This is a genomic window from Streptomyces sp. NPDC032822 (genome assembly GCF_055578825.1).
This window is the reverse complement of record NZ_JBVIOL010000005.1, coordinates 177558-200140: the sequence shown is the minus strand read 5'-3', so window position 1 is coordinate 200140 and position 22583 is coordinate 177558. Positions and strand designations below refer to the sequence as shown.

General features: G+C 72.2%; 19 protein-coding genes. 8 read left to right on the top strand and 11 right to left on the bottom strand.

Translation table 11 applies throughout. The features are described 5' to 3' along the window. Nucleotides 1-503 precede the first annotated feature (503 nt). Nucleotides 504-986 (top strand): ATP-binding protein, encoded by a 483-nt coding sequence (locus tag ACZ5VD_RS16520; protein WP_468548023.1) that lies wholly within the window; start codon nucleotides 504-506, stop codon nucleotides 984-986. A 73-nt stretch (nucleotides 987-1059) separates the two neighbouring features. On the opposite strand, the gene ACZ5VD_RS16515 is transcribed toward ACZ5VD_RS16520, so the two are convergent. Together ACZ5VD_RS16515 and ACZ5VD_RS16510 are read right to left on the bottom strand one after the other, a co-directional pair. Continuing rightward, nucleotides 1060-2100, bottom strand: a complete 1041-nt coding sequence (locus tag ACZ5VD_RS16515; RefSeq protein ID WP_468548022.1) for a DUF2637 domain-containing protein — start codon at nucleotides 2098-2100, stop codon at nucleotides 1060-1062. Nucleotides 2101-2404: 304 nt separating this feature from the next. Further along, complete coding sequence (locus ACZ5VD_RS16510) at nucleotides 2405-3262, bottom strand: (2Fe-2S)-binding protein (protein WP_468548021.1); 858 nt, start codon at nucleotides 3260-3262, stop codon at nucleotides 2405-2407. 156 nt (nucleotides 3263-3418) lie between these two features. Between ACZ5VD_RS16510 and ACZ5VD_RS16505 the strand changes: the two genes are divergently transcribed. Further along, nucleotides 3419-4207, top strand: a complete 789-nt coding sequence (locus ACZ5VD_RS16505) for a GntR family transcriptional regulator (protein ID WP_468548020.1) — start codon at nucleotides 3419-3421, stop codon at nucleotides 4205-4207. Nucleotides 4208-4264: 57 nt separating this feature from the next. Here ACZ5VD_RS16505 and ACZ5VD_RS16500 read toward each other — a convergent pair whose 3' ends face one another. Both ACZ5VD_RS16500 and ACZ5VD_RS16495 read right to left on the bottom strand, forming a co-directional pair. Beyond that, a complete protein-coding gene (locus ACZ5VD_RS16500; protein ID WP_468548019.1) occupies nucleotides 4265-5044 on the bottom strand; it encodes a hypothetical protein in 780 nt (259 codons plus the stop codon). Nucleotides 5045-5182: 138 nt separating this feature from the next. Next, on the bottom strand, nucleotides 5183-6865 hold the full coding sequence (locus ACZ5VD_RS16495; RefSeq protein ID WP_468548018.1) for a PucR family transcriptional regulator: 1683 nt from the start codon (nucleotides 6863-6865) through the stop codon (nucleotides 5183-5185). A 346-nt stretch (nucleotides 6866-7211) separates the two neighbouring features. On the opposite strand from ACZ5VD_RS16495, the gene ACZ5VD_RS16490 reads away from it, so the two are divergent. The 5 genes from ACZ5VD_RS16490 (at nucleotide 7212) to ACZ5VD_RS16470 (ending at nucleotide 14175) form a co-directional block, all read left to right on the top strand. Then, nucleotides 7212-8111: an FAD binding domain-containing protein gene (locus ACZ5VD_RS16490; RefSeq protein ID WP_468548017.1), complete on the top strand. Its 900-nt coding sequence runs from the start codon at nucleotides 7212-7214 to the stop codon at nucleotides 8109-8111. Further along, nucleotides 8111-8695, top strand: a complete 585-nt coding sequence (locus ACZ5VD_RS16485) for a (2Fe-2S)-binding protein (protein ID WP_468548016.1) — start codon at nucleotides 8111-8113, stop codon at nucleotides 8693-8695. The genes ACZ5VD_RS16490 and ACZ5VD_RS16485 overlap by 1 nt, the downstream gene beginning before the upstream one ends. Before the next feature lie 2 nt (nucleotides 8696-8697). Beyond that, nucleotides 8698-11094: a xanthine dehydrogenase family protein molybdopterin-binding subunit gene (locus tag ACZ5VD_RS16480; RefSeq protein ID WP_468548015.1), complete on the top strand. Its 2397-nt coding sequence runs from the start codon at nucleotides 8698-8700 to the stop codon at nucleotides 11092-11094. A 378-nt stretch (nucleotides 11095-11472) separates the two neighbouring features. Next, nucleotides 11473-12972 (top strand): NCS2 family permease, encoded by a 1500-nt coding sequence (locus ACZ5VD_RS16475; protein ID WP_468548014.1) that lies wholly within the window; start codon nucleotides 11473-11475, stop codon nucleotides 12970-12972. Between the two features lie 51 nt (nucleotides 12973-13023). After that, entirely contained in the window at nucleotides 13024-14175 is a 1152-nt protein-coding gene (locus ACZ5VD_RS16470) for an XdhC family protein (RefSeq protein WP_468548013.1), read from the top strand. Here ACZ5VD_RS16470 and ACZ5VD_RS16465 read toward each other — a convergent pair. The 6 genes from ACZ5VD_RS16465 to ACZ5VD_RS16440 all read right to left on the bottom strand — a co-directional run bounded on the left by ACZ5VD_RS16465 (nucleotide 14127) and on the right by ACZ5VD_RS16440 (nucleotide 20626). Beyond that, nucleotides 14127-15437 carry a lanthionine synthetase LanC family protein gene (locus tag ACZ5VD_RS16465; protein WP_468548012.1) on the bottom strand — a complete coding sequence of 437 codons (1311 nt, stop codon included), beginning with the start codon at nucleotides 15435-15437 and terminating at the stop codon, nucleotides 14127-14129. The two genes, ACZ5VD_RS16470 and ACZ5VD_RS16465, sit on opposite strands and share 49 nt — an antisense overlap. Nucleotides 15438-15442: 5 nt before the next feature. Continuing rightward, nucleotides 15443-15634: a hypothetical protein gene (locus tag ACZ5VD_RS16460; RefSeq protein ID WP_468548011.1), complete on the bottom strand. Its 192-nt coding sequence runs from the start codon at nucleotides 15632-15634 to the stop codon at nucleotides 15443-15445. Between the two features lie 452 nt (nucleotides 15635-16086). Next, nucleotides 16087-16527, bottom strand: a complete 441-nt coding sequence (locus ACZ5VD_RS16455; RefSeq protein ID WP_468548010.1) for an SRPBCC family protein — start codon at nucleotides 16525-16527, stop codon at nucleotides 16087-16089. 146 nt (nucleotides 16528-16673) lie between these two features. Beyond that, nucleotides 16674-18095 (bottom strand): family 43 glycosylhydrolase, encoded by a 1422-nt coding sequence (locus tag ACZ5VD_RS16450; RefSeq protein WP_468548312.1) that lies wholly within the window; start codon nucleotides 18093-18095, stop codon nucleotides 16674-16676. 56 nt (nucleotides 18096-18151) lie between these two features. Continuing rightward, complete coding sequence (locus ACZ5VD_RS16445) at nucleotides 18152-19627, bottom strand: family 43 glycosylhydrolase (protein ID WP_468548009.1); 1476 nt, start codon at nucleotides 19625-19627, stop codon at nucleotides 18152-18154. An 87-nt stretch (nucleotides 19628-19714) separates the two neighbouring features. Beyond that, entirely contained in the window at nucleotides 19715-20626 is a 912-nt protein-coding gene (locus tag ACZ5VD_RS16440) for an EamA family transporter (protein ID WP_468682548.1), read from the bottom strand. A 68-nt stretch (nucleotides 20627-20694) separates the two neighbouring features. Here ACZ5VD_RS16440 and ACZ5VD_RS16435 point away from each other — a divergent pair, with 68 nt between their 5' ends. Further along, entirely contained in the window at nucleotides 20695-21549 is an 855-nt protein-coding gene (locus tag ACZ5VD_RS16435; RefSeq protein ID WP_468548007.1) for a LysR family transcriptional regulator, read from the top strand. 54 nt (nucleotides 21550-21603) lie between these two features. Here the strand turns inward: ACZ5VD_RS16435 and ACZ5VD_RS16430 are convergent, their stop codons facing one another. After that, on the bottom strand, nucleotides 21604-22560 hold the full coding sequence (locus ACZ5VD_RS16430; protein WP_468548006.1) for a threonine/serine dehydratase: 957 nt from the start codon (nucleotides 22558-22560) through the stop codon (nucleotides 21604-21606). Nucleotides 22561-22583 lie beyond the last annotated feature (23 nt).

The window sequence follows — 22583 nt, the reverse complement described above, 5'->3', positions numbered from 1 at the left end:
ACCCCTCCGGGGCCCGCCCGTCGTGTCGTACGGCCGCCCCCGCGCCCCGCAGCCGGGTCCGTCCCCCGCGCGGCCGTAGCCGATCACCGCCTCGACGCGCCGCCCGCCCGTTCCTCCGGGAGACGCCCCCCAACCGGAACGACCCCGTCGACCTGGGCTTTCCCCGCACCGGCCGGTCCGGCAGGTGCCGTACGGACCGGAACCCCGGCGCGCGTGCCCGGTACCGGGCGTGCCCCACGCATCGGCGCACGGCATGTTCCGGCGGAGCTTCCACCAGCGGTCGGTCCTCGTGCACGGCTGTTCCGGGACCGTCCGGGAGGCGTGATCAGGAGGGCCCGCCCCCGCCCCGGGCCACCGCGTCCGCCCTCGCGCAGGTCCCCAAGGATGGCCGAACACCTGGTCGTTGACGATTCGACATGACTGGCGCGTGAACTGGGGGGCATGGATCCCCGTGAACGTGTTCGAACAGGAGGGGAACCGACATCGGCACGCGGGCGGGGGTCATGAAGAGGCAGGCACGAGGAGGCGGTCCCACGGCAATAGGGGCCTTCTCGGCGGACACAGTGGAGGACAGGGCCGACAGCGTCAGGGACGAGGCGCCGGCGCCACAGCTCAAACGCAGACTCGGACGGGCGGACCTGACGGCCGTGCCCGAGACGCGCAGGGCGCTGCGCGAGTTGCTACGGCACTGGGGCAGGCCCGGGCGATCAGAGGTCGCGGAGCTGCTGACCAGCGAACTCGTCACCAACGCGATCATCCACACCGACCACGACGCGCTGCTGACGGCCACCGTCGGACCACGTGGTCTGCGGGTGGAGGTACGCGACTTCGTGGCCCGCAGGCCCAGACTGCGCGTACCGAACGCCGACGACGGTACGCACGGCCGGGGCCTGGTCCTCGTGCAGTCCCTCGCGGACGCGTGGGGCGTGCGGGTGCACGGAGTGGGGAAGGTGGTGTGGTTCGAGCTGGACGCGGGCGCCGCGTGAACCGGACCCACCGAGAAACGGGGCGGGGTGCGACTCCCAGGAGTCGCACCCCGCCCCGTACGCCCGCTTGTTACTAGCCGAACTGCTGCTCCAGGTCCTTGAGCTTGCGCTCCAGGGAGTCGAGACGCGGGAGGGCCATGGTGTCGTCCTCCGCGGTGAGGTCGACGGTGACAGGGTCAGCGGCCTTGCGGACGGGCTGCAGGGAGGGCCGCTGGCGTACGGGCAGTTGTTCCGCGGATATGGCAGGCTCCGAAGTGACCCGGTCCGACGGGCCGCGCTCCAGGGTGGCCTGCGTCTCCAACTGCCGGCCGCGGCCGACGAACCCGCGGTGACCCCGGCTGATCGCCTTGAGCTGGGCCCGCTCCACGCGCTCCTCGCCGCGCCGACGCAGTCGGGCGGCCTCCTTCTCGCGCTTGTCCTCACGGACCTCGTCGACCGCCTCGTCCAGGCTGCGCACGCCCTCAAGGAGCATCAGCGACCAGGCCTTGTAGGTCTCACGGGGCGCCCGCAGCCAGCGGACCACACGGATCTGCGGCAGCGGACGCGGCACCAGACCCTGCTCGCGCAGGGCGGCCCGGCGGGTCTGCTTCAGGGCGCGGTCGAAGAGCACGGCCGCCGACAGGGACATGCCGGAGAAGAACTGGGGCGCACCGTCGTGGCCGAAACCCCGGGGCGCGTGCACCCAGTTGAACCAGGCCGCGGCGCCCGCGAACGTCCACACGAGTATCCGGGAGCCGAGAGCGGCGTCACCGTGGCTGGCCTCGCGGACGGCGAGCACGGAGCAGAACATCGCCGCGCCGTCCAGGCCGAACGGGACCAGGTACTCCCAGCCGCCGGTCAGGTTGAGGTTCTGCTGGCCGAAGCCGACCAGGCCGTGGAAGGAGAGTGCGGCGGCCACCGCCGCACAGCAGAAGAGCAGCACATAGGAGGCGGTGCCGTATATGGCCTCCTTGCGCCTGCGGCGCTCCTCGCTGCGCTCCCACGAGTCGTCCGCACGCGAGTCCTTCGCCACGGAGCGTTTCCCGCGCGCCAGAACCGCAACCGCCGCCAGCATGCCCAGGAGCAAGACGGCGCCCGGAAGCAACCAGTTCAGCGATATGTCGGTCAGTCTCATCTGGGGTCCCTTGCATTGGGATAGGGCGGTAACGCCCGCCATAGTGGCCCAATCCCGACGGCCCTCAGGCGTTTTCGGGGCAAGAGGCCGCCAAGGAAGTGCAAGGGGATGCCCAGGGCGGCGTTCTGCTCGAACTGCCGCGTGAGGGGCGGGAGTTGAGTTCGAATAAGACTACCCGTACGGGTGGTTCCACGGAAAGTTCCTGCGGCAAGTGAGGAAGTTGTGAATTGCCTGTAACCCGGCGGGCGTCCCGGTCCGGAGTGATCTTACGGGACGGATGATCACGCGCCCGCCTGAGGGTGCCTCAACTGGCGGCGGCCGCCGTGAGCTTGGCGACCCGGACCGTGTCACAGGTGCGCGGGCAGGTGGCGCAGGTGTCGTCCGGGTCCAGGGTGTAGTACATGCAGCAGCTCGCCCGGTCCCGGGTGGGCAGCGGCTCGCCCAGCGGTCCGGTCAGCACCCGGAAGCCCGCCGTGCCGACGTAGGGCCGGGTCGAGCCCGGCAGCAGCAGTTCCAGCTCGCGCTCGGCCCGCAGCCGCTCGCTCTCCCCGAGCAGCCCGGCGACGTACCAGAGCCCCTCGACGATCTCGTCCGTCACCATGCCCCACAGGGCCCGGCCGCGCCGTCGCATCGGCGGCCCGAACCCGGCGAGCACCGGTTCCATGTGCTCGGCGACCGCCGCCCGCACCTCGGCCCGCAGTGCCTCCTCGTCGGGGACGACCCGGGCGCCGGGGAGTGCCGCCGCCGGGTCGTGTGGCAGGCAGGCGAAAGGGCCGGGGCGCACGGCGAAGGACATGGGGCCCTCGGTGCGGTCGTAGGAGACATGTGTCACGGGGAAGCGTGGTACCCGGCGGTGCAGGAACCACGGCACGGTGATCAGCAGGCAGGCCGGCCACGCGTACCGGTGCAGGCCGAAGCTCGCGATCACGTCCGGGCGGCCCGGGCGGCCGTGGTCCCGCCGGACCTGGGCGTCGTCCCAGGCGAGGAAGGTCTCCAGGCCGGTCCCGCCCGTCGCGAGGTCGGCCGCGGTGATCCAGCCGCCGCCCCGCGGGGCCTGCTCGCCGGGGTTCAGCTCGGCAACCGTGAAACCCGGGAAAACCTCGGTGACCTGCGTGAATGCGTCCGTGACGGCCGAGCGGGGCGCGGGCAGCGGGACGGGCATGGAGGACCACCGATTCGCGAGCGCTTAAAGGTAAGGCTTACCTTACCCAAAACTATCGAAATTTGAACTGTCGGTTTATGCGCCTAATCTTCTTGACGGACGAGTAACAACCCGCCGTAATGACCCCAAGTACCGACACGTCCGGAGGAGGACCCCGTGAAGCAGGGTGCGCAGGGCTCCGCCGGGACGGGCGTTCCCGCGGACACGGCCCGGGTGCCGGCGCAGCCCGGGCCCACGGGCAGGGAACGGGGGCGGCCCGCCGCCCCCGAAGCGGCGCGTGGTGAGCACACCCACAGCGAACCGCCCCTCCCGCGGCCCCGCCCGGCCGTCCAGCGGTCCTCCGTCCGCGGACAGATCGTCGACGCCCTGCGCACCGCTCTGGTCGCGGGCGACCTCCGGCCCGGCGAGGTCTACTCCGCACCCGCCCTCGCCGACCGCTTCGGCGTCTCGGCGACGCCCGTCCGCGAGGCGATGCAGCAACTCGCCCTGGAGGGCGCCGTCGAGGTCGTCCCCAACCGGGGCTTCCGGGTCGTCGAACGCGGCCGGCGCGAACTGGCGGAACTCGCCGAGATCCGCTCCCTGATCGAAGTCCCCGTGATGCTCCGCCTGGCCCGTACGGTGCCGGTGGAACGCTGGGCCGAGCTGCGCCCGCTCGCCGAGGCGACCATGCGCGCCGCCTCCTCCGGCTGCCGGGCGACCTACGCCGAGTCCGACCGCGCCTTCCACCGCGCGCTGCTCACACTCTCCGGCAACCGGCAGCTGGCCCGGATCGCCGAGGACCTCCACCGCCGCGCCCAGTGGCCCCTGGTCGGCGGCCCCGCCTCGCGCGGACGGGGCGAGCTGGTGGCCGACGCGGCGGAACACACCGCGCTGCTCGACGCGTTGATCGCCCGCGACCTGGACGTGGTCCGGGCGCTGGTCGGGGAGCACTTCACCGGAGCCTGAACCGCGGGCGCTCGAAGGCGCCCGCGGGCAGCGGCGGGCGCCCGCCGGAGCCGGCGGTTACGCCGTCGCCGCCGGAGGCACCGTCTCCAACTGCCGTGCCAGCCACGTCGGTACGCCCCCCAGGAGCTGGAAGAGCCGCCGGGCCTCCGCCCGCAGGCGCGTCGCCTCCGGCTCCACCTCCGCGTCCGCCAGCGACGCGAGCGCCGGAGCCGTCCCGACGAGATAGCCCAACTCCTCACGGATCCGCAGCGATTCGGCGAACCCGTGCCGCGCCTCCGCCAACTCCCCTTCCCGCAGGGCGAGTCCGGCGAGATGACGCCAGGTGAAGGAGAGCAGCAGTGGATCGGGATGGGCGGTGGCCCCCGCGTGCGCCCGCCGGTACGCGGCCCGCGCCGACTGCGGGGAGTGCGCCAGGTTCTCCGCCAGCAGCCCCCGCCGGAAGTCGAGCAGGGCCCGCCCGGGAGTCCCCGGAGCGATCAGCGCCGCCGCCCGGCCGAGCGCAGCCCGCGCCTCGTCGGCGCGGTCCCGTACGCCGTGCAGCGTGGCCGCGTAGGCAAGTTGCCCGCGTTCACAAGCGGCCGCGCCGCGCTCGTCGTCGCTGTGGGCCAGCGCCTCGGCCGTGCGCAGCGCGTCCTCGGCCTGCTCCCAGCCCTGCTCGGTGTACAGACACCGCTCCACCAGCAGGGACGCCCGCTGGAGCGAGGCCTGTGCGGTGACCGGTTGGAGCAGGGCGGCGGCATCTGCCCAGCAGGCGCGGGAGCGCAGCCGCCATACCGCGGTCTGGAGGGGATCGTCTCCGGCGGTCGTTCCGTTCCCAGACATGGCGGTATACGCCACGTTGCCCTCCCCGAGCACGCCATCGAGCCTTGAGTGGTGGCGGCATCTCAGCACGAATCCACCCGCCGGGCCAAGGGGGTGGGTGAAGGATTTCACAAAGTCGTGGGACTGATCGGCCGCCGATCCGCTCCCGAGGGTTCAGCTCATCCGCAGTGCCAGGAAGAAATCCAGCTTGTCCTCCAGTCGCGAGAGGTCACGGCTCGTCAACTGCTCGATCCGTCCCACCCGGTAGCGCAGCGTGTTGACGTGCAGGTGGAGACGGGCCGCGCAGCGCGTCCAGGAGCCGTCGCAGTCGAGGAACGCCTCCAGGGTGGGGATCAGTTCGGCGCGGTGCCGGCGGTCGTAGTCGCGCAGCGGGTCCAGCAGCCGCGCCGTGAAGGCGCGCCGCACGTCGTCGGGGACGAAGGGCAGCAGCAGGACGTGCGAGGCGAGTTCCTGATGACCGGCCGCGCACACCCGGCCGGGGCGGGCCGCCGCGACCCGGCGGGCGTGCCGGGCCTCCTCCAGCGCGCCGCGCAGCCCCTCCGCCGAGTGCACGGACGCGCTGACGCCGAGGGTGACCCGCCCGTCGTCGTCGAGGCCCGCCGACAGCGGCCCCCGTACGGACTCCAGGAGCTGGTCGGCGAGGATCCCCGCCTCCGAGCCGTCGTGCTCCGAGGACACCGCCGGCAGCGGCACGAGCGCGACGGCCTCGTCCCCGGTGTGGGCCACCGCGATCCGGTCGGAGGGCTCCGGGCCCGTGGACAGCGGGTCGACGAGGATCTCCTCCAGGAGCGCCTGGGCGATCGGCCCGCCCTCCAGGTCACCGCCCTGCCACTCGACGCGGGCCACGACCACCTGCCAGTGCGGCGCCGCACCCAGCCCGGGCAGCAGGACCGGCGCGGCCACCCGCAGCCGGGCGGCGATCTCCGAGGGCGCGGCACCCGTCTGCACCAGCTCCAGGACCTCCTGGGCGAGCCGTCTGCGCACCGTGCGCGCGGCGTCCCGCCGGTCGCGCTCGACCGAGATCAGCTGGGTGACGCCCTGGAGCAGGTCCAGCCGTTCCTCCGGCCAGTCCCCGGCGTCCGCCTCGACGGCCAGCAGCCAGTCCGACAGGACCGTCTCGCGCACGTCCCGGGAGCCCTGCGCGGAGTGTCCGCCGCCGCGGACGGGGAAGAGCGAGAACGTCCCCGAGGGCGCCGGGCCCGGCGTCACCCGGTGCGGGCCGCGCCGGCCCGAACGGACGGCCGCCAGGTGCTCGGCCGCGAGCTTCGCGCACAGGTCGGCCGGCAGTGCGGTGCCGGCCGCCTTCGAGCCCGCGATCGGCCGCCCGGTGGGGGAGAGCACCCAGGCGCGCAGGTCCAGGTCCGAGCCGAGCAGGTCCAGGACCACGTCTGGGCCGCCGCCCGCCGGGCCCGCGGTCATCATCCGCCGATGCCGGTCCACGACGGCCGCGAGGTCCCCTGCGCGCTCGCCGGAGACCTGACGTACGACGTGCTCGGTGATCGTCGCGAACGCCACCGACTCGTGCACCGCGAACAGCGGCAGCCGGTGCCGGGCGCAGGCCGCCACCAGGTCTTCGGGGACGGCCCCGAGCTCGGCCTCGCCGGCCGCCAGCGCGACCACCCCGGACTGCACCAGGATGCGGACGAAGGGTTCGGCGTCGGCGGCGTCCCGGCGCCAGGCCAGACCGCTCAGGACCAGTTCCCCGCCCGTGAGATAGCGGCTGGGGTCGCGCAGGTCCGTGGTCATCACCCCGCGCACGGTGCGGTCCAGCTCGTCCCCGCCGCCGAGCAGCCGCAGGCCCAGCGCGTCGGTGTCCAGCAGTGCGCGCAGCCGCATTCTCGTCGCCGCCGTTCTTTCTCTCGTCTTTTTGTCTCGAAAACTACGATGGATCTCGCGGAATCCTGACAGGTCCCGCGCGAGGGGCCGTGTCCCAGGTCACCTGGGGTGCGCCTCGCGTTTCCCTACGAAAACGAGGAGGTTTCCGATGGCCTCCGTTCAGATGAATCTACAAGATGGCCTCCCTGGCCAGCCAACTCCTTCATGGTTTCCGTGACTGACCCGCTCGGCGTACGGCGCTGTGTACTGGGCCCACTCCGCGTAAACAGCACATGAACGAGCCGGGCCCGCCGCACACGGAATGGCTCGATCTGTACGACCCACAAGACGATGAAGAGAGCCGGTCATGGACTTCCTTCGCCCCGCCAGCTGGGAGGAGGCGCTCGCCGCCAAGGCCGAGCACCCCACCGCAGTGCCGATCGCGGGTGGCACCGACGTGATGGTCGAGATCAACTTCGACCACCGCCGGCCCGAGTACCTGCTCGACCTGACCCGCGTCGGCGACCTCTACGAATGGGAGGCCGGCGAGGAGAGTGTGCGGCTCGGCGCCTCCGTCCCGTACACCGCGATCATGGAGAACCTGCGCGCCGAACTGCCCGGCCTGGCCCTCGCCTCCCACACGGTCGCCTCCCCGCAGATCCGCAACCGCGGCGGCGTCGGCGGCAACCTCGGCACCGCCTCGCCCGCCGGTGACGCCCACCCGGCCCTCCTCGCGGCCGGCGCCGAGGTCGAGGCCGAGTCCGTGCGCGGTACGCGGCTGATCCCGATCGACGCGTTCTACACCGGCGTGAAGCGCAACGCGCTCGCCGCCGACGAGCTGATCCGGGCCGTCCACATCAAGAAGGCCGACGGCCCGCAGCAGTACTCCAAGGTGGGCACCCGCAACGCCATGGTCATCGCGGTCTGCGCCTTCGGTCTGGCCCTGCATCCCGACACCCGCACGGTCCGCACCGGCATCGGCTCGGCCGCGCCCACGCCCGTCCGGGCCAAGGCGGCCGAGGAGTTCCTGAACGCGGCGCTCGAAGAGGGCGGCTTCTGGGACAACGGCAGGATCATCACCCCGTCGGTCGCCAAGCAGTTCGCCCAGCTGTGCTCGGCCGCCTGCAACCCGATCGACGACGTCCGGGGCACGGCGAGCTACCGCCGCCACGCGGTCGGCGTCATGGCCCGCCGCACCCTGACCTGGACCTGGGAGTCGTACCGCGGCACGGACGGCCGGACACATCAGAAGGGGAGTGTCGCCTGATGCGCGTCAATTTCACGGTCAACGGCCGCCCGCAGGAAGCCGACGACGTCTGGGAGGGCGAGTCCCTGCTGTACGTGCTGCGCGAGCGGATGGGCCTGCCCGGCTCCAAGAACGCCTGCGAGCAGGGGGAGTGCGGGTCGTGCACCGTCCGCCTGGACGGCGTGCCCGTGTGCTCGTGCCTGGTCGCCGCCGGCCAGGTCGAGGGGCGCGAGGTCGTCACCGTCGAGGGCCTCGCGGACTTCGCCAAACAGCGCGCCGAACACGGCGGCTGCGCCTCCGGCGCCTGTGGCACCTCCCTCCAGGACGCCCAGCGGTGGGCGGCCCGGGGACAGGACTCCCAGACCGGCGAGGGCACCGAACTCTCCCCCGTCCAGCAGGCGTTCATCGACGCCGGCGCCGTCCAGTGCGGCTTCTGCACGCCCGGTCTGCTGGTCGCCGCCGACGAGATGCTGGAGCGCAACCCGACCCCCACCGACGCGGACATCCGCGAGGCCCTGTCGGGCAACCTCTGCCGCTGCACCGGCTACGAGAAGATCATGGACGCGGTCCGCCTGGCGGCCGCCCGGCAGGGAGAGGCGGTCTGACCATGTCTGCGAAACCCACCAGCGGCGCACCCGTCAAGATCACCCAGGGCTCGAAGACCAAGGGCGGCATCGGCGAGTCCACGCTCCGCCCCGACGGCACCCTCAAGGTCACCGGAGAGTTCGCGTACTCGTCCGACATGTGGCACGAGGACATGCTCTGGGGCCAGATCCTGCGCTCCACGGTCGCGCACGCCGAGATCGTGTCCATCGACACCAGCGAGGCGCTCGCCCTGCCCGGCGTCCACGCCGTCATGACCTACGACGACCTGCCGACCGACGTGAAGAACTACGGCCTGGAGATCCAGGACACCCCGGTCCTCGCGCACGGCAAGGTGCGCCACCACGGCGAACCGGTCGCCATCGTCGCCGCCGACCACCCGGAGACCGCGCGCCGCGCCGCCGCCAAGATCAAGGTCGACTACCGCGAACTGCCGGTCATCACCGACGAGGCCTCCGCGACCGCGCCGGACGCGATCCTGATCCACGAGGGCCGCGACGACCACCACGTCGGCCATGTCGCGCACCCGAACATCGTGCACCGCCAGCCGATCGTCCGCGGCGACGTCGAGGAGGCTGCCAAGAAGGCCGACTTCGTCGTCAGGGGCGAGTACACCTTCGGCATGCAGGACCAGGCCTTCCTCGGCCCCGAGTCCGGCCTCGCCGTGCCCGACGAGGACGGCGGCGTCCACCTCTACATCGCCACCCAGTGGCTCCACTCCGACCTGCGCCAGATCGCACCCGTCCTCGGTCTGCCCGAGAGCAAGGTGCGGATGACGCTGTCCGGCGTCGGCGGTGCGTTCGGTGGCCGCGAGGACCTGTCGATGCAGATCCACGCCTGTCTGCTGGCGCTGCGCACCGGCAAGCCCGTCAAGATCGTCTACAACCGCTTCGAGTCCTTCTTCGGACACGTCCACCGCCACCCCGCCAAGCTCTCCTACGAGCACGGGGCGACCAAGGACGGCAAACTCACCCACCTCAAGGCACGGATCGTGCTGGACGGCGGCGCGTACGCCTCCGCCTCCCCGGCGGTCGTCGGCAACGCCTCCTCGCTGGGCGCCGGCCCGTACGTCGTCGACGACGTCGAGATCGAGGCCATCGCCCTCTACACCAACAACCCGCCCTGCGGCGCCATGCGCGGCTTCGGCGCGGTCCAGGCGTGCTTCGCCTACGAGGCCCAGATGGACAAGCTGGCCGACGCGGTCGGCATGGACCGGATCGCGTTCCGCCAGCTCAACGCGATGGAGCAGGGCACGCTCCTGCCGACCGGCCAGCCCGTCGACTCACCGGCACCGGTCGCCGAGCTCCTGCGCCGCGTCAAGGCGATGCCGATGCCGCCGGAGCAGCAGTGGCTCTCGGCCGGCGAGGCGGCCGACGTACGGCAGCTCCCCGGCGGTCTCTCCAACACCACGCACGGCGAAGGCGTCGTCCGCGGGGTCGGCTACGCGGTCGGCATCAAGAACGTCGGCTTCTCCGAGGGCTTCGACGACTACTCGACGGCCAAGGTCCGCATGGAGGTCGTCGGCGGTGAGGCGGTGGCCACCGTGCACACCGCGATGGCGGAGGTCGGCCAGGGCGGGGTCACCGTCCACGCGCAGATCGCCCGCACCGAGCTGGGCGTCACCCGGGTGACGATCAACCCGGCCGACACCCGGGTGGGTTCGGCGGGTTCGACCTCGGCGTCGCGGCAGACGTACGTCACCGGCGGCGCCGTCAAGAACTCCTGCGAGCTGGTCCGGGAGAAGGTCCTGGAGATCGGGCGCCGCAGGTTCGGCTCCTACCACCCCGCCTGGGCCACCGCCGAACTGCTCCTGGAGGGTGGCAAGGTCGTCACCGACGGCGGCGAGGTCCTCGCCGACCTGGTCGACGTCCTCGACGACGAGGCCGTCGAGATCGAGGCCGAGTGGCGGCACCGCCCCACCGAACCCTTCGACCTGCGCACCGGACAGGGCTTCGGACACGTCCAGTACTCCTTCGCCGCCCACCGCGCGGTCGTCGAGGTCGACACCGAACTCGGCCTGGTCAAGGTCATCGAACTGGCCTGCGCCCAGGACGTCGGCAAGGCGCTCAACCCGCTGTCCGTGATCGGCCAGATCCAGGGCGGTACCACCCAGGGTCTCGGCGTGGCGGTCATGGAGGAGATCATCGTCGACCCGAAGACCGCCAAGGTCAGGAACCCCTCCTTCACGGACTACCTGATCCCCACCATCCTCGACACGCCGACCATCCCCGTCGACGTGCTCGAACTCGCCGACGACCACGCGCCGTACGGGCTCCGTGGCATCGGCGAGGCCCCGACCCTGTCGTCGACCCCGGCCGTCCTCGCGGCGATCCGCGACGCGACGGGCTTGGAGCTGAACAGGACGCCGGTCCGCCCGGAACACCTGACGGGCACGGCGTAGCAGTCGGGCGGCGTGCCGCGTGAGAGCTCGGGTGGTGCGGGTTCGTGGGCGCGTGCGGGGGCGTGGGGCTTCTCGCGCAGTTCCCCGCGCCCCTGAAGGACACGGCCCTACGGGCCGTAAAGGACAGGGCCTCTTCGGGCCCGGAAAGCACGGGGCGCAGCCCCTGCTTTTCAGGGGCGCGGGGAACTGCGCGACCAGCCCCCACGCACCCGCAGCCGCCCACCGACCCGCACCACCCGAGCCAGTACACGACCACACCGCACCGCGCAGAACCCCCCGTTCGTCTCGGGCCGTCCCCCGGGTCGTGCACCTTCCCAAATCCCGCCGCAGTCCAGCGCGACGGCCGGGTGCCCCTGTGAACCTTGGGAGAAGGCCCACATGACCCCACACCCACTCCGACCGAAGACCAACGCCGAGACCGAGGCCAACACCGAGGCCGAGGCCGAGACCGAGACCGAGGCCGCGAACTCAGAACCCCGCGTCCCCGCCGACAGGTCCCGGCTCGACCGGTACTTCCACATATCCCACCGAGGATCCTCGGTCGCGCGCGAGGTGCGCGGCGGTGTCACCACCTTCATGGCGATGGCGTACATCCTCCTTCTCAACCCCCTGATCCTGTCCGGCAAGGACGCCGCGGGGAACACGCTGGGCCAGCAGGCGCTGATCACCGCGACCGCGTTCGCCGCGGCCCTCAGCACGCTGCTGATGGGCTTCTTCGGCAAGGTGCCCCTGGCCCTCGCCGCCGGCCTCTCCGTCTCCGGGGTCCTCGCCTCCCAGGTCGCTCCCGTGATGACCTGGCCGCAGGCGATGGGCATGTGCGTGATGTACGGCGTGGTCATCATGCTGCTCGTCGTCACCGGCCTGCGCGAGATGATCATGAACGCGATCCCGCTGGCCCTCAAACACGCCATCACCATGGGCATCGGTCTGTTCGTCGCCCTGATCGGCTTCTACAAGGCCGGGTTCGTGCACCAGGGCAAGGCCACCCCGGTCTCCCTCGGCGCGACCGGCGAACTCGCCGGCTGGCCGGTGCTGCTCTTCGCGCTCACCCTCCTCGCGATCTTCATGCTCCAGGCGCGCGGTGTGCCCGGCGCGATCCTGCTCGGCATCGTCGGCGGCACGGTCCTCGCCGTGGTCCTCAACGCGCTGGACGTCATCGACCCGAAGCAGTGGGCGAGCGGCGCACCCGAACTGCAGGGCGGCGCGGTCTCCATGCCGGACTTCTCGATCTTCGGACAGGTCGAGTTCGGCGGCTGGGGCGAGGTCGGCGCGATGACCGTCGGCATGATCGTGTTCACCCTGGTGCTGGCCGGCTTCTTCGACGCGATGGCCACCATCATCGGCGTCGGCACGGAGGCGAAGCTCGCCGACCGGCAGGGCCGGATGCCGGGCCTGTCCAAGGCGCTGTTCATCGACGGCGCGGGCGGCGCGATCGGCGGTGTCGCGGGCGCGTCCGGCCAGACGGTGTTCGTCGAGTCGGCGACCGGCGTCGGCGAGGGCGCCCGCACCGGCCTCTCCTCGGTGGTCACCGGACTCTTCTTCGCGGCCTGTCTGTTCTTCACCCCGCTGACGGCCATCGTGCCCGGCGAGGTGGCCGCCGCCGCCCTGGTGGTGATCGGCGCCATGATGATGATGAACGCCCGGCACGTCGACTGGGCCGACCGGGCCACCGCGATCCCGGTCTTCCTCACCGTCGTGGTCATGCCGTTCACGTACTCCATCACCGCCGGTGTCGCCGCCGGGGTCATCTCCTATGCGGCCATCAAGACCGCCCAGGGCAGGACGCGGGAGATCGGCCCCTTCATGTGGGGCCTGACGCTGATCTTCCTGGTGTACTTCGCCCTCGCCCCGATCGAGAGCTGGCTCGGCGTCCACTAGCCGCCCTCACCGACCGCCCTCCACGCAACCGCAGTTCAAGGAGACCGAGAGATGCTGGACATCGCCGAGGAGCTCAACAGGTGGGTCGAGCAGGGCCGTGACTTCGCCGTCGCCACCGTCGTGGCCGTCGGTGGCAGCGCACCCCGCCGGCCCGGCGCCGCCCTCGCGGTGGACGCCGACGGCACGGCGATCGGCTCGGTCTCCGGTGGCTGTGTGGAGGGCGCGGTCTACGACCTGTGCCAACAGGCCCTGCGAGACGGGGAGTCGGTCCTGGAACGCTTCGGCTACAGCGACGACGACGCGTTCGCCGTCGGCCTCACCTGCGGCGGGATCATCGACATCCTCGTCACGCCGGTCCGGGCCGGCGACCGGGTCCGTCCGGTGGTCACCGCCGCGCTGGACGCCGCCGCGGGCCGCCGGTCGGCGGCCCTGGCACGGATCGTGTCCGGCCCCGCCGAACTCGTGGGCCGCGCACTGCTGGTCGACCCGGAGGGGGCCTACGACGGCGGCTTCGGCGCCCATCCCGAACTGGACCGCACGGTCGCGGCGGAGGCGGGCGCGTTTCTGGACGCCGGCCGTACCGGCACCCTGGAGATCGGCGAGCGGGGATCGCGGTGCGGGGCGCCGCTCACGGTGCTGGTGGAGTCGTCCGTCCCACCGCCCCGCATGATCGTCTTCGGTGCGATCGACTTCGCCTCGGCACTGGTGAAGGTCGGCAGGTTCCTGAACTTCCATGTCACGGTGTGCGACGCGCGGCCCGTGTTCGCGACGAAGGCCCGCTTCCCCGAGGCCGACGAGATCGTCGTCGAGTGGCCGCACACCTATCTGGAGCGCACGGACGTCGACGCCCGTACCGTCCTGTGCGTCCTGACCCACGACGCCAAGTTCGACGTCCCCCTGCTGAAGCTCGCGCTGCGGCTGCCGGTCGCCTACGTCGGGGCGATGGGCTCCCGGCGCACCCACCTCGACCGCAACGACCGACTGCGCGAAGTCGGCGTCACCGAGCTGGAGTTGGCGCGGCTCAGGTCGCCGATCGGCCTCGACCTCGGGGCTCGGACCCCGGAGGAGACGGCGCTGTCCATCGCCGCCGAGATCGTCGCCGACCGGCGGGGCGGCAGCGGGGCCTCACTGACCGGGGCGCACACGCCGATCCATCACGACACGGCGTCCGTGCCGACGGGACGGATCGGCTCGGTCGCCTGAACACCGGCACGGCGCACGGCCGGCTGGTCGGGCCAGACGAACGCGTAGTCCGGATCGCCGCCCCGGCCCAGCCGGACGTAGCGCATCAACTCCCGGGCGATGCCCGCGCCGCCCTGCGCCCACCCGTTCTGGGGTTCGAGGTCGCCCGGGACGGCCTTGTGCTCGAAGTTGGACCAGCGGGCGCCGTCGGCGTCCCGGACCGCCCGGTCGGCGAGGTCCGCGACGAGGACGGCGGCGAAGTCGTGGCCATCGTCCTGCTCGGCCATCCGGTCGCAGGCCAGCGCCAGGACGCCCGCGGTGCCGCAGCAGCGCCCGTGGTTGTCCCAGAAGCCGGGGCGCAGCCTGTCCGGCAGGCCGGAGTGGGTCACCGTGTGCCAGCAGCGGTCCACCAGGGCCGACCAGGCGGGCGCGTCGGCGAGGACGTCCCGGAGCAGGCGGAACACCTGGGCGTCACCGGCGGGGCCGTGGCACCAGCCGTAGCTGTGGCGGGGGTTGTGGTCCGGAAGGTGTGCCGGGTCGGAGTGGGCGACGAGGAAACCGTCGGGTCCGTCCTCGTCGCGGGCCACGACACCCGCGACCGCCGCCTCGGCCAGTTCGACGAGGTCCGCGCGTTTGGTCGCTGCGCCGACGCGGGCCAGCGCGTACGCGACTCCGAGTGTGCCGTGCGAGACATGGTGCATCCGGCCGTCCCTGCCGGTTCGGAACTCCCAGTGCACGCCTGCCGGAACCGGCTCCGCGGCCCGCAGATAGGGCTCCAGCGCACGCACGGCGAACTCCTCGTCACCGGCCTCCAGCGCGCCCAGGGCGATCCCGGCGTTGCCGCCCATCAGCTCGAACAGCTCGCCCCACCGGGCCCCGTCGAACCGCGACCGTACGATCCCCAGCGCCTTGTCAGCGGCCACGCCCGCGTCGGTGTCACCGAGTTCCCCGTGAACGGCTCGCAGCACGAGCGCCGTACCGGTGAGCCCGAAGTACAGGGAACTGTCCTCGCAGTCGTCGACCGCCGCCACGAGCCCGCGCGCCGCGCGCAGGGCGGTGTCGGCGTACGCGTCGTCCCCGAAGTGCCGCCACGCCTCCAGCAGCACCGGCACGATCCCGGCGGTGCCGTTGTAGAGCATCGGGTTGACCTGCTCGTCGGAGGGCCGCGTGGCCCAGCCGACCCCACCGCGCCCGTCGTCCCGCGCGTTCCCGGTCAGCCAACGCAACGCGTCGACCGCCAACTCCTCGACCCCGCCCACCGTTTCCGCCCGCGCCTGCGTCATGCCGATCACTCTGCCACCCGGCCCGGCACGAGCCCAGAGGGCCCCTGTACGCGCAGGACGAAGCAGTGCGGGCCGCCCGCCTCCCGGTCATAGCCCTCGCCCCGCGGCCATCGGTCCGTGACGACGGCGACCTCCTCGGGCGTGAGCCCGATGCGTCGGCGTTCCTCGGGCAGCCGTCCGGTGAGGGGTGTCGTCACCCGTCAGATCCCGCCCGGCGTCGGCGGTTCCCGGACCCGCTCGGCGACGGCCCGCCTGTCGGCCGTGAACGCGAGGAGCAGCCGCATCGTCACGAGGTCGAAGGCCCCCGGGGCAGCCGCGCCGAGACCTCGGCCGCGTCCTCGAAGTCCGGCCGGCGGGTGCGCGGGCGAGGTTCCAGGCCGCGGTGTACCGGTCCCGGGTGGCCGCCACCGCCGACTCCGCCCGGTCGATGGCGAGCGTGCGACGCCCGAGGCCGACGAGCGCCGCCGCGTAGGCCCCCGGTCCGAGGCCGACGTCGAGCGCGCGGGTCCCGGCGCGGGGACGCACGCACCGCCTCGGCCGGCAGGCGCAGCTCGCGGGCGCGAGGCCGCGGAACCCCGGCCCGCGGCGAAGTGGACCTCCCGGCGGGCCCGTCCGGTATCCGCCGCTGTCGCCGTTTTCGTCTCCGTCGTCACCGGCGCCGCAGGAGTCCGTTCATGGCCCGTCCGAACACATATCGTGCCGAGGCCGTCAGCAGGGGATCGAGAAAGCCGGGCAGGAGTCGGACGTGGAGTTCCTCGCGCCACAGGACGCGGGTGCGGCCGCCGGGGCCGGGGTGGACCTCCAGTTCGGCCCAGCCGGTGATGAAGCGGCCGCGTTTGTCGAGGCGGCACAGGCCGGGGAGGCCGTCGGTGGGGGGACGCCAGAGGGTGACCTCCATGGGGTCGGTGAAGGAGAGCGGGCCGAGCCCCGAGCGGGCGACGAAGACCGTGCCCTCGTGCGTGGGCCCCGGTGTGGTCACGCTGGTCCGGGTCAGCGGGACCACGTCACCGTGCCGGGACCAGTCCGTGAGGCGGCGCCAGGCCTCGTCGAGAGGGAGCGGGGCGGTGCGTTCGAGCAGAAAGGAGGCCACGGGCCGATCGTAGGGAATCCGGGCTGCTCAGCCGGATGTTCGTATACGGCTCACACACTTGGCCCAACCGGGTATGGGTGAGGAGGCGTACCCCGGGCACCCCCCGCCTCCGACGAGGGCGCCGCCGACCGTGCGTACCCCCTCGCTCACTGACCGTAGAACGTGGCGTCCGCCCGGTCCGTGGCCGTGCTCAACGTCTGTACGTTCAGCAGGTAGTCGTAGTGGCGGATGTAGCGTCCGGCGGAGGCGTACGACTCGTAGGAGACGCCCGCCGAGTCCGCCAGGCCCGCCCGCCGGTGGAAGGTGGCGTCGGAGGCGAACCCCGCCGTCCCGTCGTTCTTCTCCAGCCGGACCTCGAAGTTGTTGCTCCGCAGGTAGTAGCCGGGGAAGTTGGCGGACTCCAGGGACACGGTGCCGCTGCCGGCCAGCCCGGTGACGACCCTGAACTGCGAGTCCGCGAGCGGGGAGACGTTGGTGTCGACCCGGGCGCGGTAGTCGTAGTGGCGGACGAAGCGGTCCGGGTAGTTGTACGACGAGAAGCGCTGCGGGGTGACGCCGTCGGCCACCGGGATGCCGAAGTCGGGGGTGCCGTCGGCCTTCCAGTACAGCTTCTGGACGCGGGTGCGGCGGTTGGGGTCGTTGAGCGGGTCGCCGCTGATGTCCTTGTAGTTGCGGTCGTGGTAGACGAGGACGTCGCTCCTGCCGTCCTCGGAGACGGTGAAGGAGTTGTGGCCCGGACCGTACTGGCCGGTGGCCGCGTTGCTGGTGAAGACCGGCGTCGGACTCTTCGTCCAGGACGCCGAGTTGAGCAGGTTCGCGCTCGCCGGGGCGGACAACAGGCCCAGGCAGTAGTTGCTGTCGGTGGCGCTCGCGGAGTACGACATGAACACCTTGCCGCCGTGCTGGATGACGGCCGGGCCCTCGTTGACCTTGTAGCCCACCGTCTCCCACGCGTACGTCGGCCGCGACAGCCGGACCGGCGTGCCGGTGATGGTCCAGGGGTCGGACATCTTCGCCAGGTAGACGTCGGTGTTGTTGTCGACCGACGGGTCGCGCTGCGCCCAGGCCAGATAGCGCACGCCGTTCACCACGAAGGTCGTGGCGTCCAGGGAGAAGCTCTCCCACTGGGTCCTGATCTGGCCCTTCTCGGTCCAGGCGGCGGTGAGCGGGTTGGCTCCGGTGCCCTCCAGGACGTACATCCGGATCGCCCACACGTCACTGGTGGAACCGGCGGCGAAGTACACGTACCACTTGCCGCCGATGAAGTGGATCTCCGGCGCCCAGATGTGCGCGCCCATCACCCCGCTGGCGTGCTTGGTCCAGATCGTCGTCTCGGGCGCCGTGGACAGGCCCTGGATCGTCGTCGCCCGGCGCAGCACGATGCGGTCGTAGGCGGGGACCGTCGCGGTGAAGTAGTAGTAGCCGTCGGTGTGTTTGAAGATGTGCGGGTCGGCCCGCTGCGAGGCGATCGGGTTGGTGTACGTCACGGCGGGGGAGTCGGGCACGGCGGCCTGGGCGGCGGGGACGGTTCCTGCGAGGCAGGCCGCCACGGCCACGAGGACGGCCATGAGGAGCCGAACGGCGTTGCGTCTCAAGGGAGTTCTCCAGAGAGGGGGGTGGGTGCTCAGGTGGTGGGGACGAGGCGCCACTGCTGGCAGGTGTTGTTCAGCCAGGTCCACTGGCGTACGTCGGATCCGTCGGCGGTGCCGCAGTTGGCCACGTCGGCGACCTTGCCGCTGTTCTCGTTGACGATCCGGACGTAGTCGCCGGTCGCCGTGTACACCAGCCGGTTGCGCTGGCACTTGTTGTTCAGCCAGGACCACTGACGCAGGTCGGCGCCGTCGGCGGTGGAGCAGTCGGCCGCGTCGAGCACTCCGCCGGTGGCCACGTTGACGAGCCGACCGGTGTCGTCGCCGAGGTCCTCGATCCGCCATTTCTGGTGGGCGCCGCCGTTGCAGCTCCACTGGAGGATGTTGGTGCCGTTGGCGGTGCTGCCGCCCTCGACGTCCAGGCACTTGCCGCTGTTGCGGTTGACCAGGGTGTACGCGGTCGGGGTGGCCGCGCTCTCGCCGGACGGGCCGGGCAGGGAGGTGCCGAGGGCGACCGGGGTGCCGAAGTCCGGGGTGCCGTCGGCGTTCCAGGTGAACTTCTGGGCGCGGGTGGTGCGGGCGTTGCCGCAGCCGGCGCCCGACGAGGAGTTGGCGTGGTAGACGATCCAGTTCTGGGTGCCGTCCGGTGAGGTGAAGAAGCCGTTGTGGCCGGGGCCGTACACACCGGCCGTGTCGCTGCGCTGGAAGACCGGCGTCTGCTTCTTCGTCCAGGACGCGGGGCTCAGGGGGTCCGAGCCGGTCAACTCCAGCTGCCCCAGCTTGTAGTCGGCCGTCTGGCAGGAACTCGCCGAGTACGACAGGAAGGTGCGACCGCCGTGGTACAGCGGCTCGGGGCCCTCGTTGACGGGGGATCCCACCCGTTCCCAGTCCAGCGTCGGACCGGAGATGACCGTGAAGGTGCTGCTCGCCAGGGTGTACGGGTTGCTCATCGGCGCGATGACCAGGCTCTGTGTGCTGCCGTTCACGAAGCCGCTGCCGACGAGGTACAGCTTGCCGTTCGCCTTCAGCACGCTCGCGTCGATCAGCCAGCCGCCCGGTGTGAGGTTGGATCCGGTCAGCGAACCCTTGTAGGTGTACGGGCCCATCGGGTCGGCCCCGGAGCTCTCCAGGACGTGGGTGCGCTGCGAGTCGCAGCAGGCCACCCCGCTCCGGCCGGCCGAGTAGTACAGGTACCAGTGGCCGTTCAGGAAGTGGATCTCCGGCGCCCAGATGTTGGTGTCGCGGGTCGATGTGGTGTCCGACCACACCTGGACGGTGGGCGCGGTGGCGAGGCCCGCCAGGGTCGGCGACTTGCGCATGCCGAGGACGCCGGTGAACGTCGTGGTCACCAGGTAGTAGTCGCCGTCGTGGAACTCCAGCCACGGATCCGCGCCCTTGGTGGACTTGAGCGGGTTGGTGAAGGGGCGGCCGTCGGCCGCGACGGCCGGCGGGGTCGTCGTGGCCACCAGGGCGATGAGTACGGCGATCACACCGACGAGCAGCCGACGCATGAAGAACCGTCCTGTCCGTGATATCGAACGTGGTTCGTGAATTCGATCAGAAGATAGGTCGGGGGCATGCTCGCGTCAACGGTTTGGTCACGTGCGCTTCACCTGCGCGATGCTCAGCGTGTTCGCGTTGACGATCGCCCCGATGCTCGCCCACTGGATCCACCCCAGGCTCTGGCCGAGCCCGATCCACCCCACCGCCGCCGCCAGCACGGGGTTGACGCTCATGAACAACCCGAAGGCCCGGGCCGGGACGTGCCGCAGCGTGAACAGATCCGCGAGGTACGGCACCGCCGAGGACAGCACGCCGGCCGTGACCGCGTACCCGACGGCCTCCATGCCCGGCGGCTGCCGCAGCACCAGCACCACGCCGACCGGCAGGAACAACAGGGCCGAGACACCGGCGGCGGCCGCCGAACCCTGGGCGCCCGGGACGCGACGGCCGACGGTCCGGTTCAGCAGGATGTACGACGCCCAGCAGGCGGCGGCGAGCAGCCCCAGTCCCATCCCGACGTAGTCGGCCGACGGCCGCGGACGCAGCAGTGCGACCGCCGCCGCCGCGGCGACCAGCGCACAGCACAGGTCCACGCGGCGGCGCGACGCCGCCAGGGCGACGGTGAGCGGACCGAGGAACTCCAGGGTCACCGCGAGCCCCAGGCCGATCCGGTCGATCGCGCTGTACAGGGACAGGTTCATCGTCCCGAACACCACGGCCAGCAGCAGCACCGGCCACCACTGCCGCCAGGTGAGGGAGCGCAGCCGGGGCCGGCCCACGGCCAGCAGGACCAGGGCGGCGACATACTGCCGGACCGCCACCACGCCCACCGGCCCGAGCGCCGGGAAGGCGAGGGAACCGATCGCGGCGCCGGTCTGGTTGGAGAGCCCGCTGCCGACCATCGTCGCGACACCGGCGAGCCGGCCGCGCACGGGATCCGCCGGGGACGCCGTGACAGGTGCCGGAGCGGTGGTCATGTGCTGCGCGGGGGCGTCGGCTGCTCGCATACGCCGATCGTGGAGCCTTCCACCCCATACGCAAAATGCGTCCGCGACCCCATCTATACGCTGGACGCATGGATGTGGAACTCCGTCAGCTGCGCTGCCTCGTCGCGATCGTCGACGAAGGCACCTTCACCGACGCCGCCCACACCCTCGGCGTCTCCCAGGCGGCCGTCTCCCGCACCCTCGCCTCACTCGAACGTGCCCTGGGCGTACGGCTGTTGCGCCGCACCTCGCGCGAGGTGACGCCGACCGCGACGGGCCTGCGCGTGGTGGCGCATGCCCGGCGGGTGCTCGGCGAGGCCGACGACCTGGTCCGGGAGGCCACCTCGGGGCACACCCGGCTGCGGATCGGCTACGCCTGGGCGGCGCTCGGCCGCCACACCCCCGCCTTCCAGCGCAGCTGGGCCCAGGCCCACCCCGGCATCGACCTCCACCTGGTGCGCTTCAACTCCGCCACCGCCGGTCTCGTCGAGGGCGGCTGCGACCTCGCGGTGGTACGCCGGACACCGGACGAGACGCGCTTCGACTCCGCCATCGTCGGGCTGGAGCGACGGCTGTGCGCGCTGGCCGCCGACGACCCCCTCGCCCGGCGCCGCTCGGTCCGGCTCGCCGACCTCGCCGGCCGCACCCTGCTCGTCGACCGCCGTACCGGCACCACGACCGCCGAACTCTGGCCGCCGGACGCCCGCCCGCGGACCGAGGAGATCCATGACGTCGACGACTGGCTCACCCTGATCTCCACCGGCCGGTGCGTGGGCGTCACCGCGGAGTCGACCGCCCACCAGTACCCGCGCCCCGGCCTCGTCTACCGGCCGGTCCGCGACGCCGAACCGATCGCCGTCCGCCTGGCCTGGTGGCGCGGCGAGCCCCACCCGGCCACCCAGCCCGTGATCGAACTGCTCACCGGCCTCTACCGCACCGGCTGAGGGAACCCGGGCGGGCGGCCTGGGGTCGGGCCCCGCTCTGCGCACGGACCGCGATCAGGGAACCAGGTCGCCGGGGTCGGTGTTGGCGCCGCAGAGGACCACGGCGACCTTCTCGCCCGCGGCGGGCCGGTAGGCGGGATCGGGTGCGACGAGTGCGGCGAGGGCGGTGGCGGCGCCGTGCTCGACGGCCACTCTGCGGTGGTCCCACAGGGCCTGGCGGGCCCGGACGATCTCACCGTCCGGCACGAGGACGCAGCGCGCACCGTCCTGCTGGGCGGCGTGCAGTGCCATCGCGGAGGCGCGGCGGGCGCCGAGGGAGTCGGCGGCGAGCGAGTCGGGGACGACGTCCACGGGACGGCCGGCTTCGAGTGCGGCGTCCAGCGCGCGGCAGTTCTCCGGCTCCACCGCGACCGTGCGGATGCCGTGGTGGCGGGCGGCGGTGGCCACGCCGCTGAACAGTCCGCCGCCCCCGACGGCGACCACGACCGTGTCCAGGCCGGGGAGCCGGGCGTGGATCTCCTCCAGGAGGGTGCCCGCTCCGGCGGCGATGAGGGGATGGTCGTAGGCGTGCGAGGAGAGCGCGCCGCTGGTGGCCGCGAAGTCCTGGCAGGCGGCCAGTGCCTCGGCGTACTCCGTGCCGACCAGGCGGACATCGGCGCCGTAGGAACGCAGCTTGGCGACCTTCACGGCCGGGGCCGTCGTCGGCAGGAACACGGTGGCGGGGATGCCCTGCTGCCGCGCGGCCCAGGCGCAGGCGAGCCCGGCGTTGCCGCCGGAGGCGATGGTCACCCCGGCATCGGGGAGGGCGCCGGTGTCACGGTGGGCCTGGAGGAAGTTCTGCGCGCCACGGGCCTTGAACGAGCCGGTGTGCTGCATGTACTCCAGCGCCAGCCAGACCTCGCACGGCTCCGACGCGCTCCCGGGGTCGGCCGGAGCGAGCGTCACGGGACGGACGCGTCCGTCGATCCGACCGGCGGCGGACAGGATGTCGCCGTAGGCGAGCTGGTGCATGGCGCTGCTCCTGCTGAAGGGGT

Coding starts and splice junctions, on each gene's coding strand:
- ACZ5VD_RS16520 (WP_468548023.1), top strand. CDS start 504: ATGAAGAGGCAGGCACGAGGAGGCGGTCCCACGGCAATAGGGGCCTTC.
- ACZ5VD_RS16515 (WP_468548022.1), bottom strand. CDS start 2,100: ATGAGACTGACCGACATATCGCTGAACTGGTTGCTTCCGGGCGCCGTC.
- ACZ5VD_RS16510 (WP_468548021.1), bottom strand. CDS start 3,262: ATGCCCGTCCCGCTGCCCGCGCCCCGCTCGGCCGTCACGGACGCATTC.
- ACZ5VD_RS16495 (WP_468548018.1), bottom strand. CDS start 6,865: ATGCGGCTGCGCGCACTGCTGGACACCGACGCGCTGGGCCTGCGGCTG.
- ACZ5VD_RS16490 (WP_468548017.1), top strand. CDS start 7,212: ATGGACTTCCTTCGCCCCGCCAGCTGGGAGGAGGCGCTCGCCGCCAAG.
- ACZ5VD_RS16485 (WP_468548016.1), top strand. CDS start 8,111: ATGCGCGTCAATTTCACGGTCAACGGCCGCCCGCAGGAAGCCGACGAC.
- ACZ5VD_RS16480 (WP_468548015.1), top strand. CDS start 8,698: ATGTCTGCGAAACCCACCAGCGGCGCACCCGTCAAGATCACCCAGGGC.
- ACZ5VD_RS16475 (WP_468548014.1), top strand. CDS start 11,473: ATGACCCCACACCCACTCCGACCGAAGACCAACGCCGAGACCGAGGCC.
- ACZ5VD_RS16470 (WP_468548013.1), top strand. CDS start 13,024: ATGCTGGACATCGCCGAGGAGCTCAACAGGTGGGTCGAGCAGGGCCGT.
- ACZ5VD_RS16465 (WP_468548012.1), bottom strand. CDS start 15,437: ATGACGCAGGCGCGGGCGGAAACGGTGGGCGGGGTCGAGGAGTTGGCG.
- ACZ5VD_RS16450 (WP_468548312.1), bottom strand. CDS start 18,095: ATGGCCGTCCTCGTGGCCGTGGCGGCCTGCCTCGCAGGAACCGTCCCC.
- ACZ5VD_RS16445 (WP_468548009.1), bottom strand. CDS start 19,627: ATGCGTCGGCTGCTCGTCGGTGTGATCGCCGTACTCATCGCCCTGGTG.
- ACZ5VD_RS16440 (WP_468682548.1), bottom strand. CDS start 20,626: ATGCGAGCAGCCGACGCCCCCGCGCAGCACATGACCACCGCTCCGGCA.
- ACZ5VD_RS16435 (WP_468548007.1), top strand. CDS start 20,695: ATGGATGTGGAACTCCGTCAGCTGCGCTGCCTCGTCGCGATCGTCGAC.
- ACZ5VD_RS16430 (WP_468548006.1), bottom strand. CDS start 22,560: ATGCACCAGCTCGCCTACGGCGACATCCTGTCCGCCGCCGGTCGGATC.